Below are 16,100 nucleotides of genomic sequence, written 5' to 3'. Positions count from 1 at the left end.
GCTCAGTTCGCGGTGTAGACCAGCTCGCGCTCGCCCTTCGGCGGCAGGAACTGGCGGGAGAAGATTTCCTCCGGCTTCGGTGTGCGAGCCAGCTGGTAGCCTTCGACGATGATGCCGATGGCGCGCGCCATGCGGTCGTCCTTGGTGTCGCCGACGCCGATTTCCTTCATCTCGGGCGAGACGATCAGCTCGCTGAACGAATACTGCAGGCGCTGCTTCTCGATCTTCTCGTCGACGAGGTTGTCGAAATTCATCACACCCTTCATGCCGAGATTCTGGTCCTTGCCGATCTCGAGCATGGCCTTGTTGGTGGCGCGGACCAGCCCAGCGACGGCCTTCGGGTTATCCTTGAGCAGCTTCTGCGAGACCATCAGCCCGTTCGAGTAGAGGTCGAGGCCGTAATCGCCGAACATCAGCCAGTTGAAGTCCTTCTGCGGGTCCTGCCGGTTCAGCAGCAGATTGAAGTAGCTGGTGATGTTGAAGATCAACGCGCCGTCGATCTCGCCCTTGATCAGCAGGGGCTCCTGCAGGTTCGGCGCCATGTTCGAGAGCTTGACCTTGCCCATGTCGATGCCGTTCTTGCGCGCGAAGACCTCGAGCAGGCGCGTGGTCGGCGTGCCCTGCGAGCCGCCGAGCGTCTTGCCTTCCAGATCCTTCGGCTTGGCGATGCCGGTCGTCTTCTTGCTGGAGATCGCGAAGGGCGGGCGGTTCCAGATCATGTAGACCATGACCGGGTTTTCGCCGGGCTTGGCCGCAGCGTTCTGGATGATCGCATTGACGTCGCCGAAGCCGGCATCATAGGCGCCGCCCATGATGCGGGTCACCGTCGCGCCCGAGCCCTCGCCCTGGTCGATCACGACGTTCAGCCCTTCGGCCTTGTAGTAGCCCTTGTCGCGCGCGACGAAGAAGGCGGCGTCCGATCCTTGTGTCTTCCAGCCCAGCGTGAACTTGATGGTCGTCTCCTGGGCCAGCGCGGGGCCGGCTAGCGCGAAGCTCGCGAGCAGGGCCGCAGTCAGTGTCTTGAGCATGGTCTTTCCCCTCTTGTTTTGCGTGGATTGAGATCAGGCGGCGGCGAAGTCGCTCTTGCGGTTGGCCCAGCCGGTGACGCGCATCTCGATCAGCGAGAAGGCGACGTAGAGGGCCACGCCGAGCCCTGCGAGGATGAAGAGGCCGGCGAACACGAGCGGCACGTTGAAGTTGGAGGAGGCCGTCATCATCACGTTGCCGATGCCGCGATTTGAGGCGACGGTCTCGGCCAGCACGGTGCCGACGAAGGCATAGGTGACGGCGACCTTCAGCGAGGCGAAGAAGAAGGGCATCGTGCGCGGCAAGCCGACATTCCAGAGGATGTCGAGCTTGCTGGCGCCGAGCGCCTTCAGCACGTCCTCCATTTCAGGCTCGGTAGTGGCGAGGCCCGTCGCAATGTTGACGACGATAGGGAAGAAGCAGATCGCGAGCGAGGTCAGCACCGCCGGGACCGTGCCCGAACCGAACCAGAGCACGAAGATCGGCACCACCGCGACCTTGGGGATCGACGAGAACCCGATCAGCAGCGGGTAGGCCGTGTCGTAGGCGGTTCGCGAGACGCCGATGATCGCGCCGAGCACGACCCCGAGCGCCACGCCGAGCGCGAAGCCCAGCATCGTCGTCGCCAGCGTCTGCAGGATGTGCGGCCAGAGGATCGGGAAGCGCTGCACCAGCGTGGCAAAAACCTGACTCGGCCGCGGCAGGATCAGGTCGGACATGCCAGACGCGATGCAGAACACCTCCCAACCGGCGAAGAACAACAGGATCAGCGCAGCCGCCCAGAACTTGCGCTTGAGGTTCTCGGACATGTCAGTGACTCCCCGCTGTTGCCTGGGCCGAACGGGCATCGACGATCAGCTCGCGCAGGCGCTGGTTGAGCGCCACGAAGCCGGGCTCGAAGGTCATGGCGATGCTGCGCGGACGCGCGAATGCGACGGGGCTGTCGTCGATGACCCGGCCGGGCCGGGCGCTCATCACGCAGATGCGGCTCGCCAGGAAGCCGGCCTCGCGCAGGTCGTGCGTCACCAGCAGGACGGTTGGCCGATGCGTCAGCCAGAGCTCCTGCAGGATCGCCCAGAGCTCCTCGCGGGTGAACTGGTCGAGCGCGCCGAACGGCTCATCCAGCAGCAGCATGCGCGGCTCATGGATCAGGGCGCGGCAGAGATTGGCGCGCTGGAGCATGCCGCCGGAAAGCTGCCAGGGATATTTGCCGGCAAAGCCCTGCAACCCGACTTGCGCGAGCAGCGCATGCGCCCTGTCGCGGAAGCTGCCGCGCTTCTCCTTGCGGAACTGCGAGCGGAACGGCTCGACGATCTTGAGGGGCAGCATGACGTTCTGCTCGATCGTCATCCAGGGCAGCATGGTCGGGTTCTGGAAGGCCATGCCGAGCCGGAGCGCCTTGGCCGCGACCTCGCGCCCGCCGACGATGACGGCGCCGGAGCTCGGTTGCACCAGGCCGCTGACCAGGCGCAGGATGGTCGACTTGCCGCAGCCGGACGGGCCGACCAGCGCGAGGAACTCGCCATCCGGGATGCGTAGCGTCGTCTCGGAGAGGGCGGGAACGGCGTTCGCCCCCCGCCCGAACGTGACGGAGGCCTGCGAGAGTTCCGCCGCAGGCCGCGGCTGCACCGCGGCCTGCGTTTCGGGTTCCGGCGCCACCGCGATGGCGAGAAGGGGGCTGGTCTGGCTCATGAGAAAGTGCATGCAATATGAATGCCAAACTGCATTCGATACCCTTGTTCACCTCTCCCTTCATCGAGCGGCGAAGGCACGACCGCTGCCGGTGGCTACTAGTCGGTTCCAGGCGCGCTGCATGCATTGCGCGCCCCCCCGGGGCGGCGCTAAGACGACTCGCACAGGGTGGGCGACGAAGATGGCGCGTGACGGTGGTGGGGGCAGCGGCCCCTCGGACAAGGTCGGACAGATATGCCGGGCCCTGCGCCGTGCGATCATCGAGCAGGCGCTCGAGCCGGGCGAGAAACTGCCCGAGGATGCCCTTGGTGAACGTTTCGGCGTCAGTCGCACAATCGCGCGCCACGCACTCGGTCAGCTGGCGGCCGAGGGACTGGTCGAGCTGCGCCGCAACCGCATCGCCGTGGTCGCGACCCCGAGCTGGCAGGAGGCGCGCGACACGTTCGACATCCGCATCGAGCTCGAGCGCCTCGTCGTGCGCCAACTCGCCGGCCGGCTGAGCAAGAGCCAGGTCGCGACGCTGCGCGCTCATGTCGATGCCGAGGATGCCGCACGCAGCGGGCCGGACGCAGTCTCGATCCGGCTCGCGACCGAATTCCACATCCTGCTCGCTGAGATGACGCAGAGCCCGATCCTGATCCGCTATGTCAGCGAGATCGCCTATCGCTGCTGCCTGACGCTGTCCCTGTTCAGCCGGCCACATTCATCCGAATGCGGGATCAACGAGCACAGGCTGCTGATCGATGCGCTCGAAGCGGGGAATGTAGAGGCTGTGGCGAGCCTGATGCACCATCACCTCGACTCGGTCGCGGAACGCGCTTTGGTCGCACACGCAAAACCGGTTGGGCGCGATATCATGGATATTCTAGCACCCTATGCCGAAGCAGCGCCCGCCAACCCGCCTTCCGGGCGCAAACGCCGGCTGGACGCAGCCAAATAGCCGGTTCAGGCGACGATGCCGCGCTGCTGCAGGATGCGTTCAGCGCTGTCGTTCGAGGCATCCATCTTGACGATCATCCCGTTGCGCACGACGAAGCGATCGACGTAGCGATTGCCCTCGAAGGCCATTCCGTCGGGCCATTCACCACAGGGCGTGCCGACTCTGTAGACGATCGTCTCGCCCTCCGCAGGACAGACGTCGAAGCGCTCCATGCGCTTCTTCACCCAGCGATAGCGCATGGCGTTGAAGCCCGACGATCCGCTCGGATGGTCGAACAGGCGCCCGCCGGTAAAGGTGATCGGCGCCTCCCGCGCCATCTAGCTTGCAACGCCGTCCGGATCCGGCGCCATCGAGGCTTCGAGATCAACTCGCACGATCTCGGCGTACGAGAGCATCTCCACGCAGTTCAACACAGCCTGGTTCACTGTCACGAGGTGATCCTGAGCCATGTGCCTGGCGACTGGCACATGAAGTGCATGCATGTTTTTAGGATAATTGAATACCAAACGACAGATCGAACCATGCTGGCCGCCCCCTCTCTCGATCTCGTCATCCGCCGAGCCACCGTCCGCGGCCATGACCAGCCGCAGGATATCGGCGTCAGGGCCGGGCGGATCGCGGCCATAGGCGCGGGGCTGCGCTGCGACGCGCCGGAGATCGAGGTCGGCGGGCGACTGGCACTGCCGGGCTTCGTCGACAGCCATATCCATCTCGACAAGGCCTGCCTGCTCGGCCGCTGCGGCCACTGCGATGGCGGGCTCGCCGGCGCCATCGCGTCCGTCGCCGCGATGAAGCGCGACTTTACCGCGGCCGATGTCTACGAGCGCGGCGCCAGGGTCATCGAAATGGCGATCGGCAAGGGCACCACCCGGATGCGCACGCATGTCGAGGTCGACCCGCGCGCCGGACTGCGCAGTTTTGCGGCGATCAAGGCGCTGAAGGCCGACTATGCCTGGGGGCTCGACCTGTCGATCTGCGTCTTTCCGCAGGAGGGCCTGACCAACGATCCCGGCACCGAGGAGCTGCTTGTCAGCGCCCTCGAGAATGGAGCCGACCTCCTCGGCGGCTGCCCCTACACCGACACCGATCCGGCGGCCCAGATCGAGCGGCTCTTCGCACTGGCGCGGCGCTTCGATGTCGATCTCGACTTCCACCTCGATTTCGACCTCGACCCGAGCTGGATGCATCTCGACGAGGTCTGTCGGCAGACGCAGCTGCATGGTTGGGGCGGGCGCGTGGCGATCGGCCATGTGACCAAGCTCTCGATGGTTCCCCCCGATGCCTTGGCGATCATCGGGCGAAAGCTCGTCGACACCGGCATCGCCCTGACCGTGCTGCCGGCGACCGACCTCTACCTCATGGGGCGGCAGGAGACCCACGCGAGGCCGCGCGGGCTCACGCCGGCGCACCTGCTGGCAGCTCAAGGCGTGACCTGCTCGGTCGCCACGAACAACGTTCTCAATCCCTTCACGCCTTTCGGCGACGGCTCGCTGCTGCGCCTGGCCAATCTCTACGCCAATGTCGCGCAATGCGGCCCACACGAATTCGAGCAGTGCCTTGATCTTGTGACCCTCTCGCCGGCACGGCTGATGCGTCTCGACGACTATGGCATCGCGGTCGGCAATCCCGCCGACCTCGCCATCCTGGATGCCGGGACGCCGGGCGCCGCGCTAGCGGAGATTTCTGAGCCGGTCATGGGCTTCAAGCGCGGCCGCCTGAGCTTCGAGAGGCCGCCGGCGAAGCTGAACATGCCGGTTGCGGGAAAGCCCGCCCGGCCAATGGGTTGAGAGAGCATTGCCTGCCGGATGGCTATCGTGGGGAGGAGATTGCAAGTCCCGCCACGGCCGCGGCGCACCCGACACGATCGGAACCGATGCCCCTGGCCTGACAGCCCTTCGCTCCGTCGCAAATTCCCGCATTGCCGAAGCAGCGGCAATCAGCTATCCAGCCTGCACGGATTGCGCCCGTAGCTCAGCTGGATAGAGCGTTGCCCTCCGAAGGCAAAGGTCACACGTTCGAATCGTGTCGGGCGCGCCAACAAAATCAGAAACTTAGATGGAATCGGACCAAAAACGTCCAATAACCATCAAATATACCTAGGTGTATGCCTGCAATCACCCACGGACTTTGACGGACCGTTCGGCTCACCGGCTTGCGCTGCGTTCGCCTAACGGCTTCGCTCACTAAGCAGCAGGTCTTCATAAGGCCGAACGCGCGAGCACCGTTCGCCGGCTGCGAGTTGGAGTGCCCACTCGTCCAGCACCTCGCTGACGCTGCCGCCATTGCTACTGGCCACACGAAGCAAGCCGGTCACAAACGATACCCTATAGGATCACTTGGTCGCTTCCGTGTCGCCGACCAGCTCAGGCCGACGGTTCCCAAGCTCGCCGCTCTGACGGATGCCCCCGAGACCGACGTGCTCGCCTACATGACCTTTCCCGACCCAGCAACGCGCCAAGCTACACAGCACGAGCCCGCTGGAGCGCCTCAACGGCGAGATCAAGCGCAGGACCGAGGTCGTCGGCGTCTTCCCCAACGAAGCGGCCATCACCAGGCTCGTCGGTGCCATCCTGCTCGAACAGAACGACGAGTGGGCCGTTCAGCGCGCCCACTACACCACCCTGGAAAGCATCGCTCCGATCAGCGAGATCCAATCGTCAGCCTGCCAGCCCTGGCCGCCTGACCAGCCGGGCCAGGCGGGTCATCGTGATGGCGGCCACAAGCTACGCCACCAGCAGGGACACGACCCATAAAACGTTGGGCTGCGCCATCGGAAAGCTGCTGATCGCGATCATATTTCTTCTGAAAAAGAATTACCGAAAATTGCTTATAGGGCGAATTTAAAAAAAAACTGAATAAGAAAACGTGATAGCATTTATTCTAAATAATCCCGCTGGCTGCCTGTAATTTTTTGATAACAGGCAATTGGTTTGCCTTCCCTTTTCTACGAAAATCCGTCATGATTTCATCAAAATGATCTTCGTGGCCCGTTTCAATCAGGGCTTCCTCTATCTCATCGATCGTGAACTGCCCCCTGTATAGAAGGTCCCTTTTTATCAGCGGGCATCGCTCGTATCTTCTATATATGAATCCTCCTGTATGAATCTGAGATCCGCCGCCGATCTTCGAGATAAAAAATTGAGTGACTTCCGATTGCGTTAGCGAACAAAGCTCAGAACTTTGGCCTCGGATCGGTATAGGGATCAATCTCGCAAGTTTCATGCGGTCGTCCAGAGTTACAACTTCACTCAAGTGAGCACGAAGATTATTGGGCTTGTAAACAATATCGATCGAATTGGCGATCGGGATCATGGTCCGCGACAAGCCAACTTCGCCTTTGTTGATAGCCCACAACCTTGAATTAACAGGAATGTAGTCTATCCAGAATTTCTGGAAGCTCGGGTGTCTAAAAATGCTGCCGTCAATAGAAAAGCAAAAAGATTGAATGTGATAGTGAATCTCCCAGTTCTCGAATGGGGCACATATATCAGCTTTCGACGTGACAAGATTTGAGAACAACTCTGTCAGCCCTGACTTGAAAAAATACGTACTGTCGTTGAGATAAAGCACACGTTCGACATCATGATTTCGAGAATTTAAATATATCGTTGCGTCGCGAAACGCACCGATATCAAATCCTGAATTGTTTCTTACCATTATTGATTTTGAATTTTCTTTTAGAAATAACAACTGCGAATCATTTACGCTGTGATTGACGATAACAATGACGTTAACCCCGGCAGAGTTCAATGAATCGAGCGCATTTTTTACATACCAAGAGATTTGCTTGGGCTGATATATGAGAAATATGGCGTAGTGGTTATTTTCATGGCTCCGCTCACCATCTGCAATAAATAATACCGAAGATTTTTTGGAGACTCTTGACCTTAGTTTTGAATATATAACGACAGCATCATGATATATCAACTTAACCAGCAACCTAGCAAGATGAAACAACAGGAACTTGATTTTTACAAACATATTACACCTGCACTTGCGGTTTATGATGACAACCCAAGATGGACGGCCCCTAAAACTCGGCGCTGAGCGAAGAAGTGCCACGCCGCTGCGAGAGCGTTGCGATTCCGGGCTTGAGGCCCAGGCCAACGCAAAGCTCTCTCTCCCGGGACCGTACGAAGCCGGCATAGTTGCGCAGATGCACACCGTCGCTGAAGGCCGAGCGGGCGCCGGCAGGTCGCTGCGCTCCTGCAAAAAGATCGAGGTAGACGCAGCTTTCTGGCTCGCAGGACCGGGCGAGCATGCCCGAATAGCGTTCTGCCGCGGAGCGTGGGAACTGGCTTATTTCACCGCTCGCCACCGGCGGGATCGCGACAAGCGCACGGCGGTCGCTCCACATCCTCAGGCGCGACTTCAGGGCGGCCAAGCCCTTCTGGAAGGCATCTTCGGCATGATCGGTTTCGGGCAAGCGCTTCGCCCAGATATCGTTGGTGCCGACGGACAGCAGCAGCGCGTCTGCCTTGTGGCGTGGTGTGATCGCGCGGGAGAGATCAAGGACATCGCTGACCGTCGCGCCAGACATGCCAGCATTGACAACCGGCAGGCCGCATAGGCTCGGCAGATAAAGCCGCTCCGCATGGGAGTCGCCCATGATCACGATATAGGGCCCCTCGACCTGGTCGAGCTGTGCCTGAATCGTCTTGATCCTGACTTGCCGGAAGCCATCGAATTCGCGGGCGCCGATGTCACGCGCGCGCCAGCACTGAACCCCTCCGCCAACCCCCATCGCGAACAGGAGGCCGGAACAGGAGAGCGCGATCAGCGCAATGGTCGACATTCGGCGCGTGGCAACGAGGTGCTGCTGCGATGCTGGGCCCATGGCTCAGGCTCCACATTCCAAACCGGTGAGTGGCAGCTGAACCGTGTTTTGCCGCTGCATTGGCCGACGGCCGCGCTGCCCGAACCGAACCGCGGCGACTGTCTTTCGAAGCAACGCCCAGCAGCGGTGCAATTGAACAAGCCGGCGCGGAATCTGCTCCGACGGAGGCTGCGACGCAGCCAGCGGACTCAGCACCAGCTTGTGCAGCACGAACCGGTTGCTCTGGGCGCAAGGATCGATCCGGAAAGCCAACGCTGGCGCCGGCAGGCTGATCGTCGTCTCGATCTCGATTCGGGCACCACTGGAGTTGACGACAAGGCAATCTTCGTCCCGGAAGCCCTCGCCGATGTCGAAGTAAAGCCGCCAGAGATTGCGATGATCGGTGCCGGCTTCGCATAGCGTTGCGTCGAAGCTGACGAGCAGAGGCCCAGCCTGGCACTGCATCGGAACATAGAAATAGGAATCGAACCCCTCGCTTCGCCAATGGCCGGCTGCAGCTTCCGGCCGTAGATTTCCGGCGGGATGGAGAGGCATTCGCGCCCGGCGTTTCAGGGGGGCGGACACGGCCTGCAACAACCTGCGAATTACGCCCTGGCTGGCGCGCCGCTTCACGGTCTTGATGTCGTCCATGCGCATCGTGGTCTCGATCAGGGGATCAGCGATTGCTGCGACGTGCGGCGCTATCGGCGTCGCGACTGGTTAAGCCGAAGCGTCGGCGCCATGGGCCGAGCACAAGCCCTTCCTCGCCAGAACGGCTTCCGGGGCCGCACCGACGAGCACCTCGTCTCGCTGCTTGCTTGCTGATCTTCGACATCCGTTTCCGTGCTCACACCGATCTGGAAAATGCGCGCTTCATGTGTGTGAAAATTTCCCACTCACACTTGACGTGGGTATTATTCCCACATATTGAGCCTGTCAACCCGACGCGAGATTTCGGCGCCGAGGTGATCGAACCGCCCTTTCGAGGAGTTTCACGGGTGTCGAACCCTGCAATGCTCGTTCATGACGCACGGCTTCGCCGGCGCCATCCGTGGCGCAGCGCGCTCATCGACCTTGCCAGCGCAGTCCGGCTGGCCGAGCTCTGGCTGACGATGGGCTGGTACGATGTACGCCAGCGCTATAGCCGCTCGGTCTTCGGACCATTCTGGCTGACGATAAGCCTGGCCGTATTCGTCGCAGGGCTGGGCATCACCTATGCGGCGCTCTTTCGCGTGCCGGTCGCAACCTACCTGCCCTATGTCACCGTCGGCATGGTGCTGTGGTCACTGGTCACCGCCCTGCTGAACGAAGGCGCTGCCACGTTCACCGCGGCGACGGCGGCGATCAAGCAGATGCCGGCGCCGATCGGTATCCATGTGCTGCGCGTCGTCTGGCGCAACCTGATCATCCTCGCGCACAACGCGGTGATCGTCCTTGCCGTCCTCGCCGCCTGCGGGATCAAGCCGGGCTGGGCTGGGTTCGCCGCACTGCCCGGCCTCGCCATCGTGCTGATCAACGGGATCGGCTGGAGCGTGTCTCTCGGCCTCGTCGGTGCACGCTTTCGCGACATGATGCCGCTCGTCGCCAACGCGACGCAGATGCTGCTCTTCGTCACGCCCGTGCTCTGGCGCGCCGAGGATCTCGGTCAGCGGCAGGCCCTCGCCGAGTTCAACCCGCTGTTCCACCTGATCGAGATCGTACGGGCGCCGTTGCTCGGCGCCGGCGTGCCGATGGCGAGCCTTGCCGTCGCACTCGCCTTCACCGTGTTCAATCTCGGCGTGGCGCTTGCGCTCTATGCACGACTGCGCTGGCGCGTCGCCTATTGGCTGTGAGGCGTCGATGAGCTCGATCCGTCTCGATGGCGTCAGCCTGCAGTTTCCGCTCTATGGCGGCAGCGCCCGCTCCCTGCGCAACCGCATCGTCAGCAGCGCCACTGGCGGGCGCATCGGCTCCGACGCCCGCTCACGCGTCTGCGTCGAGGCGTTGCGAAACATCGACGTCGGCATCGCCCATGGCGAGCGCGTCGCGCTCGTCGGGCATAACGGCGCCGGCAAGACGACGCTGCTGCGCGTCCTCGCCGGCATCTATGTGCCCCAGGCCGGGCGCGTCGCGGTGAGTGGCAAGATCGCACCGCTCTTCGACATCGGCCTCGGCATGGATGGCGAGGCGAGCGGCTATGACAATATCCGGCTGCGCGGCCTCTATCTCGGCCTGAGCCGGCGCCAGATCGAGAGCCGTATCGACGAGATCGCGGATTTCACCGAGCTCGGCGGCTTCCTCGACATGCCGATCCGGACCTACTCGGCCGGCATGCAGACGCGGCTTTCCTTCGCGATCTGCACCAGCGTCGATCCCGACGTGCTGCTGCTCGACGAAGGCATTCTCGCCGGTGACGCCGCCTTCATGGCGAAGGCGCAGGCGCGGCTGGCCGCCTTCGTCGCCCGCGCCGGCATCCTCGTCCTCGCCTCGCACAGCGACAGCCTGCTCGCCGGCCTGTGCACCCGGGCGCTGCGTCTCGAACATGGCCGCCTCGTCGCCGACGGGCCGCTGAGCGAGCTGCTGTCCCAGACCCCGTCACCTTCGACACCCAGGAGAATCCCGGCATGACCAATCCTGCTGGAAACCCGGCACGTTGCCTCGCTGGCATCGTGATCTACCATCCGCCGTTCGCGGCGTTGCAAAGCCTTGTTTCGTCCCTTGCCGACGATGTCTCGACCGTCGCCATCTATGCCAACTCACCGGTCAGCGGAGAGCAACAGCAGGCACTGGAGGAGGCAGCCGGCAGCGCAGAACTGATGATCCTGAGGCCGGGCCTCAATCGAGGCCTTGGCGCCGCCTACAACGCCTTTTGCCATCTGGCCAAGGCCCGCGACAGCGAATTCCTGCTCCTGCTCGACCAGGACAGCACGCCCGAGCCCGGCATGGCCGCGGCTTTGATGGCGACCCACCGCCGTCTGGCGTCCTGCGGGGAGAAGCCGGCTATCGTCGGTCCACAGCCGATCGCCCCCGAAGGCAAAAAGATGCGCCTGGCAATCGCTGCCCGGGCGGGCCAGGACGAGCCGCTGCGGACGCGTTTCGTCATTTCATCGGGCTCGCTGATCCGCCTCAGCGCACTGGCGGCCATCGGCGATTTTCGATCCGACTACTTCATCGACGCCATCGACATCGAATGGTGCCTGCGCGCCGTTGCCGCAGGCTATTCGATCTGGGTCGATCCGGCAGTGCCGATGCCGCATCGACTCGGGCAAGGCGTCATCCGGCTGCCTCTCGGCCTGCTGCTGACCAACCAGCCGCCGCGGCGGCTCTACACCTACATCCGCAACCAGCTCGCCATGCTCCGGCTGCGGCACGTGCCGGCCCGGCACAAGATCAAGTTCCTGGTCTCGCTGCCCGTCAGGCTCGCCGTCTATCTCGCCCATCATCGCTTCTCATCCGATTGCGTGGCGGCGTTGGCGAACGGCCTGAGGGACGGTGTGCTCGGGCGCATGGGGCCACCGGACCGGGCTCTCATCCCCGTCTGGCGACTGGGGCGGAACAGCCGCGCTACGGCGCCCCGGATCGCCAGCGATGCGGCGGCGACACCGCAGAGGCTGTCATGACAAGCCCGACCATTCTGGTCCTGGGCAAGAGCGGCCAGCTTGCGTCCGCCCTCGCCGACCAGGGCAGCGGGAACGTCGTCAGCATCGGTCGCCCGGATTTCGACCTGGCGGTGCCGGATGCATCTCAACGGCTGCTCGAAGCGTTTCGCCCCGCTGCCGTGATCAACGCCGCGGCGTATACCGCGGTCGATCGCGCCGAGAGCGAACCGGAACTCGCCTTCGCCCTGAACCGTGACGGCCCGGCCACCCTGGCGAAGGCCTGCTCGCGTGCTGGCGTTCCGCTCATCCACGTCTCGACGGACTGCGTTTTCGACGGGACCAAGGATGGGGCCTATCACGAGGCCGACATACCGCGCCCCATCAATATCTATGGAGCCTCCAAACGGGCAGGCGAGCGCGCCGTGCTGGACGCGATGCCGTCCGCGCTGGTCGTCAGGACCTCCTGGACCTTCGGGCCGCAGGGCGAGAGCTTCGTGACCCGGCTGCTGGCCTTGGCGCAGGGGCGCGACAGCCTGACGATCGTTGGCGATCAGCACGGGAAGCCAACCTATGCACCCGCTCTGGCCGAGGCCTTGCTCATCTTCGCGCATGGCATGATCGGCGGCAGCAAGACCGGCGGCCTGATGCACCTGGCCGGCGAAACCGCCCTCAGCCGGGCCGAGCAGGCACAGATCATCCTGGACCTCGCACGCAAGCGCGGTGGCTCTTGGGCCAAGGTTACGCCCATCCCTTCCAGCGCCCATCCAACGGCAGCGAGACGGCCGCTCAACGCCGTTCTCGACTGCTCGCTCGCCGCGAAGCGGGGCATCGCGCTCGGGCCTTTCCGGCGCGACATCGACATCGTGCTCGATCGGCTGCTCGGTCCGACCGCCTCCACGCAGTACCAACAGCCTGAACTCTCGAGGACATCATGAAGGGCATCATTCTTGCCGGCGGCAGCGGATCGCGCCTCCACCCCGCGACGCTCGCCGTGAACAAGCAGCTCGTCCCGGTCTACGACAAGCCGATGATCTACTATCCGGTCTCGGTCCTGATGCAGGCGGGCATCGACGAGATCCTGATCATCTCGGCACCGGAATATCTCGACAACTACGTCGCCCTCTTCGGCGACGGCTCGGGCTTCGGCCTCAGGATGAGCTATGCCGTGCAGCCGCGCCCCGAGGGCCTGGCGCAAGCCTTCATCATTGGCCGCGACTTCATCGGCGAGGACAGCGTCGCGCTGGTGCTGGGCGACAACATCTTCTTCGGAGCCGGCCTGAACGACATGTTGGCGCGGGCCCGCTCGCGACAGGCCGGCGCAACGGTCTTCGCCTATGCCGTCGACGACCCGGAGCGCTATGGCGTCGTCACGCTCGATACGTCCGGCCGGCCGCTGCACATCGCTGAGAAGCCCAGCTCGCCGCAATCGCGCTGGGCCGTCACCGGTCTTTACTTCTATGACAACCGGGTCGTGGACATCGCTGCCGGCATCAGGCCTTCCGCCCGCGGGGAACTCGAAATCACGGACGTCAACGAGGTCTATTTGCGAGCCGGCGAGCTCCATGTCGAGTGCATGTCGCGTGGGTACACCTGGCTCGACATGGGCACGCATGACAGCCTGCTGGAGGCGGGCGAATTCGTCCGCACCATCCAGAAGCGCCAGGGTCAGCTCGTTGCGGGGCTTGAGGAGATAGCCTTTCATCAAGGCTTCATCTCGCACCAGGAGCTCTGCGCGCGAGGCCGTGCTCTCGACAAGACCGATTACGGCCGCAAGCTCCTGGCAATCGCTGCCGAGCAGGCGTGAAAGCGCCTAAGGACTAGCGGCCCGGCCCACCACCGCCAGAACCTCCTCCTCCCGGGCCACCTCCACCGGGACCGCCTCCGGGACCGCCGCCGCCCGGTCCGCCGCCAGGACCACCAAGGTCGCCGCCGGGACCGCTCAATCCCCCTCCGGGTCCGGGGCCGAACCCGCCTGGGCCGGGCCCGAAACCGCCCGGCCCAAAACCACCCGGGCCAGGCGCGCCGCCAGAATGCCCCTCGCCTTCCCCGCTCGTCCTGGCGAAGCGGATCGTCTCGATGCTGAGCGTGCCATCGAAGCCGAAGCGCCCGTCGAGCACGGCGCGGAATTCCTCCCACGGCGAGAGACCGTAGGCGAAGGCGTCGCTGCGTACGGAGAGGCCGGAACCGAGCAGCAAATGCCCATCGCGGGCCCTGACATAGCTCTCGATCGAGACCGAGCCCGCTGTCGGAAACGGCGGCGCGATCTCGATGCGGGCAGGAAGGAAACCCGAGCGCACGATGCGGCCCGTCACAGCCACACGGTGGCCGACAAGAGCCTCGTCAGCTCCGGTCAGCTTGAGTCCGCTGATCCAGAAGCCATCTGCGTCCCGTTCGAGCACCCCGAGAACCCGTGACGGACCTCGCTCGCTCGGCTCGATCAGGCTGGCGGCGATCGTGCCGTCGAGCCGGCGCAGGCCGCTGATGGCGACGCGTCGGCCCTTGCGCCAGGCACCTGGCGGCCTGGCCCCCGCGATCTGCACCTTCTGCCCGAGGACCTCGATCGCATCCGCGGAAACGGCCGTGATCGGCCCCACCACCTCACGGTCGACCGCGATCGCATTCGTGGCGAGCCCGGCGGAATCCGTCCTGGCCACGACGCGCACGACGTGACCGATCCGCAAGTCGCGAGCGCTGCGCTCCAGCCCGTCAATCGTGACCGGCACATCCGGCCCATAGGCGATGCGCCGGTCGTTCACGAAAATACTGCCGAAGCGCTGGATCGTCCCGACGAAGCCGGTGCCGCCAATGCCGCGATCGCCGCCGCCCTGTCCCTCCGGCGCAAAGCCGGTGCCGCCGATGCCGACATCGCGCGGCTTCTCCGGAGCGGCGACCGCAGGATGCAGCGACGCGACGCTTGCACCCAGCGAGGCGAGAACCGCCCGGCGGGTCAGTACGGGGTGCCGGGTCATTCCTGTCCGCTTTCGTCGCGCGCGCGGTCGTCCCGCTCCCGGAAGACGTAGACCCCGCAGTTCCAGCGATGTTCGCCGCCGCGATCGGTCTCGCTGGCGGCGTGCGCTTCCCGATTGATGCGTTGCAGCATCTCCAAAGCGAGTTCGCGAGAGCGCGCTTCGAGCCTCTCGGCCAGCTCGGCCGAAAGGCCGTCATAATGGACCGAGCGCTCCAGGAAAGCGGGCTTGGAGCCCAGGACGTTCTCAGCCGCCGCCGCAAGGTGGTCGTGCAGGTTCCTGCCGAAATAATACAGTTTCTCGTCGTCGCCCTGCTGCGGGATGAAGGCGGCCTCGGCCAGCACGATCCTGTCGTCCTGATCGATCGTGACGACCCGGCGGTCGAGCCATTCGTCCAGCACCGCGCGTGGTCGCACGTCGCGCGTCACGGACGAGACCAGTTCCTCGAAAGACGGGCCTGCTCCGTCGGTGCTGCGCTGCAACGGCAGGGGCGCACCGGCTTCGTCGCAGAAGCGGGACGAGGCGAGCCAGCGGGCGATGATGGCGCCGGTCCGGGACACCGCTGCCGGCACTGCATTGACCGGTGCGCCGGCGCCGCGCAGGCGGCTCACCTCCTTGCGGTGGATGCCGGTCAGCAGGCTGACCCGGCTGTCGGTCTGCTCCTTGCCAGGCAGAGCGAAATCGTATTCCGCCACGTTGACGTACAACTCCCGAAGAAGCTGGCACAGCGCCGGGAAGGTCATGCCGGCACGGATGCAAAGGCGGACAAGCGGGCGCAGCAGCCGAGCCAGCGGCGGATAAAGCTTGTCGGCGGTTGGGGCGGGCGCGGCGTCCGTCATGGGCTTCAGTTAGCCTCAATTCAAGTGGGACACAATCCCACAAATTTTCCGCAGGCTATTGCAAGATTGGCGGCACAAGTCTATGTGGGAATAATTCCCACATAGACTTGTGCCATGCATCCTGTGCCATCGACCAATCCACACCGTCATTCCACCATGCGCCACCCTCTCGCTTTTGCTCCGGGGTCGTCGACAACCGTTGCGATGCTGCGGCGGGTCTTCTGCTGCGCCCTCGCGCTGTCG

The 16,100-nt window shown here is 63.9% G+C and carries 15 protein-coding genes, 1 tRNA gene and 2 pseudogenes; 9 read left to right on the top strand and 9 right to left on the bottom strand.

The window, feature by feature from the left end; genetic code table 11:
• Positions 1–2: 2 nt before the first annotated feature.
• The 3 genes from VGV58_RS14915 to VGV58_RS14905 are packed head-to-tail and all read right to left on the bottom strand — an operon-like array spanning position 3 to position 2,718.
• Positions 3–1,028, bottom strand: coding sequence for an ABC transporter substrate-binding protein (locus tag VGV58_RS14915; protein ID WP_326874786.1), 1,026 nt, complete (start codon positions 1,026–1,028; stop codon positions 3–5).
• Positions 1,029–1,061: 33 nt separating this feature from the next.
• The gene (locus VGV58_RS14910) at positions 1,062–1,835 is read right to left on the bottom strand and encodes an ABC transporter permease (RefSeq protein ID WP_326874785.1); all 774 of its coding nucleotides are present in this window, start codon (positions 1,833–1,835) and stop codon (positions 1,062–1,064) included.
• A 1-nt stretch (position 1,836) separates the two neighbouring features.
• On the bottom strand, positions 1,837–2,718 hold the full coding sequence (locus tag VGV58_RS14905; protein WP_326874784.1) for an ABC transporter ATP-binding protein: 882 nt from the start codon (positions 2,716–2,718) through the stop codon (positions 1,837–1,839).
• Positions 2,719–2,899: 181 nt separating this feature from the next.
• Here VGV58_RS14905 and VGV58_RS14900 point away from each other — a divergent pair, with 181 nt between their 5' ends.
• Entirely contained in the window at positions 2,900–3,658 is a 759-nt protein-coding gene (locus VGV58_RS14900) for a GntR family transcriptional regulator (protein WP_326874940.1), read from the top strand.
• 5 nt (positions 3,659–3,663) lie between these two features.
• Here the strand turns inward: VGV58_RS14900 and VGV58_RS14895 are convergent.
• A pseudogene (locus VGV58_RS14895) lies at positions 3,664–4,053 on the bottom strand (nuclear transport factor 2 family protein).
• A gap of 126 nt (positions 4,054–4,179) precedes the next feature.
• On the opposite strand from VGV58_RS14895, the gene VGV58_RS14890 reads away from it, so the two are divergent.
• The 3 genes and pseudogenes from VGV58_RS14890 to VGV58_RS14880 form a co-directional block, all read left to right on the top strand.
• Positions 4,180–5,445, top strand: a complete 1,266-nt coding sequence (locus VGV58_RS14890) for an amidohydrolase family protein (RefSeq protein WP_326874783.1) — start codon at positions 4,180–4,182, stop codon at positions 5,443–5,445.
• Positions 5,446–5,618: 173 nt separating this feature from the next.
• Positions 5,619–5,695 (top strand) — tRNA-Arg (locus tag VGV58_RS14885).
• A 310-nt stretch (positions 5,696–6,005) separates the two neighbouring features.
• Positions 6,006–6,341: pseudogene (locus VGV58_RS14880) on the top strand (transposase); the annotation flags it as partial.
• Positions 6,342–6,538: 197 nt separating this feature from the next.
• Here VGV58_RS14880 and VGV58_RS14875 read toward each other — a convergent pair.
• From VGV58_RS14875 to VGV58_RS14865, 3 genes are read right to left on the bottom strand one after another with little or no spacing between them, the layout of a single operon-like run.
• Entirely contained in the window at positions 6,539–7,639 is a 1,101-nt protein-coding gene (locus VGV58_RS14875) for a rhamnan synthesis F family protein (protein WP_326874782.1), read from the bottom strand.
• 49 nt (positions 7,640–7,688) lie between these two features.
• Entirely contained in the window at positions 7,689–8,495 is an 807-nt protein-coding gene (locus VGV58_RS14870; RefSeq protein WP_326874781.1) for an SGNH/GDSL hydrolase family protein, read from the bottom strand.
• Between the two features lie 3 nt (positions 8,496–8,498).
• A complete protein-coding gene (locus VGV58_RS14865) occupies positions 8,499–9,125 on the bottom strand; it encodes a hypothetical protein (RefSeq protein ID WP_326874780.1) in 627 nt (208 codons plus the stop codon).
• A 347-nt stretch (positions 9,126–9,472) separates the two neighbouring features.
• Here VGV58_RS14865 and VGV58_RS14860 point away from each other — a divergent pair, with 347 nt between their 5' ends.
• The 5 genes from VGV58_RS14860 to rfbA are packed head-to-tail and all read left to right on the top strand — an operon-like array spanning position 9,473 to position 13,856.
• A complete protein-coding gene (locus VGV58_RS14860; RefSeq protein WP_326874779.1) occupies positions 9,473–10,306 on the top strand; it encodes an ABC transporter permease in 834 nt (277 codons plus the stop codon).
• A gap of 7 nt (positions 10,307–10,313) precedes the next feature.
• A complete protein-coding gene (locus VGV58_RS14855) occupies positions 10,314–11,081 on the top strand; it encodes an ABC transporter ATP-binding protein (RefSeq protein WP_326874778.1) in 768 nt (255 codons plus the stop codon).
• Entirely contained in the window at positions 11,078–12,073 is a 996-nt protein-coding gene (locus VGV58_RS14850; RefSeq protein ID WP_326874777.1) for a glycosyltransferase family protein, read from the top strand. The genes VGV58_RS14855 and VGV58_RS14850 overlap by 4 nt, the downstream gene beginning before the upstream one ends.
• Positions 12,070–12,987, top strand: a complete 918-nt coding sequence (gene rfbD / locus VGV58_RS14845) for a dTDP-4-dehydrorhamnose reductase (protein ID WP_326874776.1) — start codon at positions 12,070–12,072, stop codon at positions 12,985–12,987. Before VGV58_RS14850 ends, rfbD begins: the two co-directional genes overlap by 4 nt.
• Positions 12,984–13,856, top strand: a complete 873-nt coding sequence (gene rfbA / locus VGV58_RS14840) for a glucose-1-phosphate thymidylyltransferase RfbA (RefSeq protein WP_326874775.1) — start codon at positions 12,984–12,986, stop codon at positions 13,854–13,856. Before rfbD ends, rfbA begins: the two co-directional genes overlap by 4 nt.
• Positions 13,857–13,869: 13 nt before the next feature.
• Here the strand turns inward: rfbA and VGV58_RS14835 are convergent, their stop codons facing one another.
• Entirely contained in the window at positions 13,870–15,021 is a 1,152-nt protein-coding gene (locus VGV58_RS14835; protein ID WP_326874774.1) for a DUF5666 domain-containing protein, read from the bottom strand.
• The gene (locus tag VGV58_RS14830) at positions 15,018–15,857 is read right to left on the bottom strand and encodes a DUF6502 family protein (protein WP_326874773.1); all 840 of its coding nucleotides are present in this window, start codon (positions 15,855–15,857) and stop codon (positions 15,018–15,020) included. The genes VGV58_RS14835 and VGV58_RS14830 overlap by 4 nt, the downstream gene beginning before the upstream one ends.
• Positions 15,858–16,100 lie beyond the last annotated feature (243 nt).

The sequence above is a fragment of the Allobosea sp. genome (assembly GCF_035944895.1).
In the GTDB taxonomy this organism is placed as follows: Bacteria; Pseudomonadota; Alphaproteobacteria; order Rhizobiales; family Beijerinckiaceae; genus Allobosea.
Note: the sequence above shows the minus strand (reverse complement) of the source record. Positions and strands in the feature narration are given on the sequence as shown.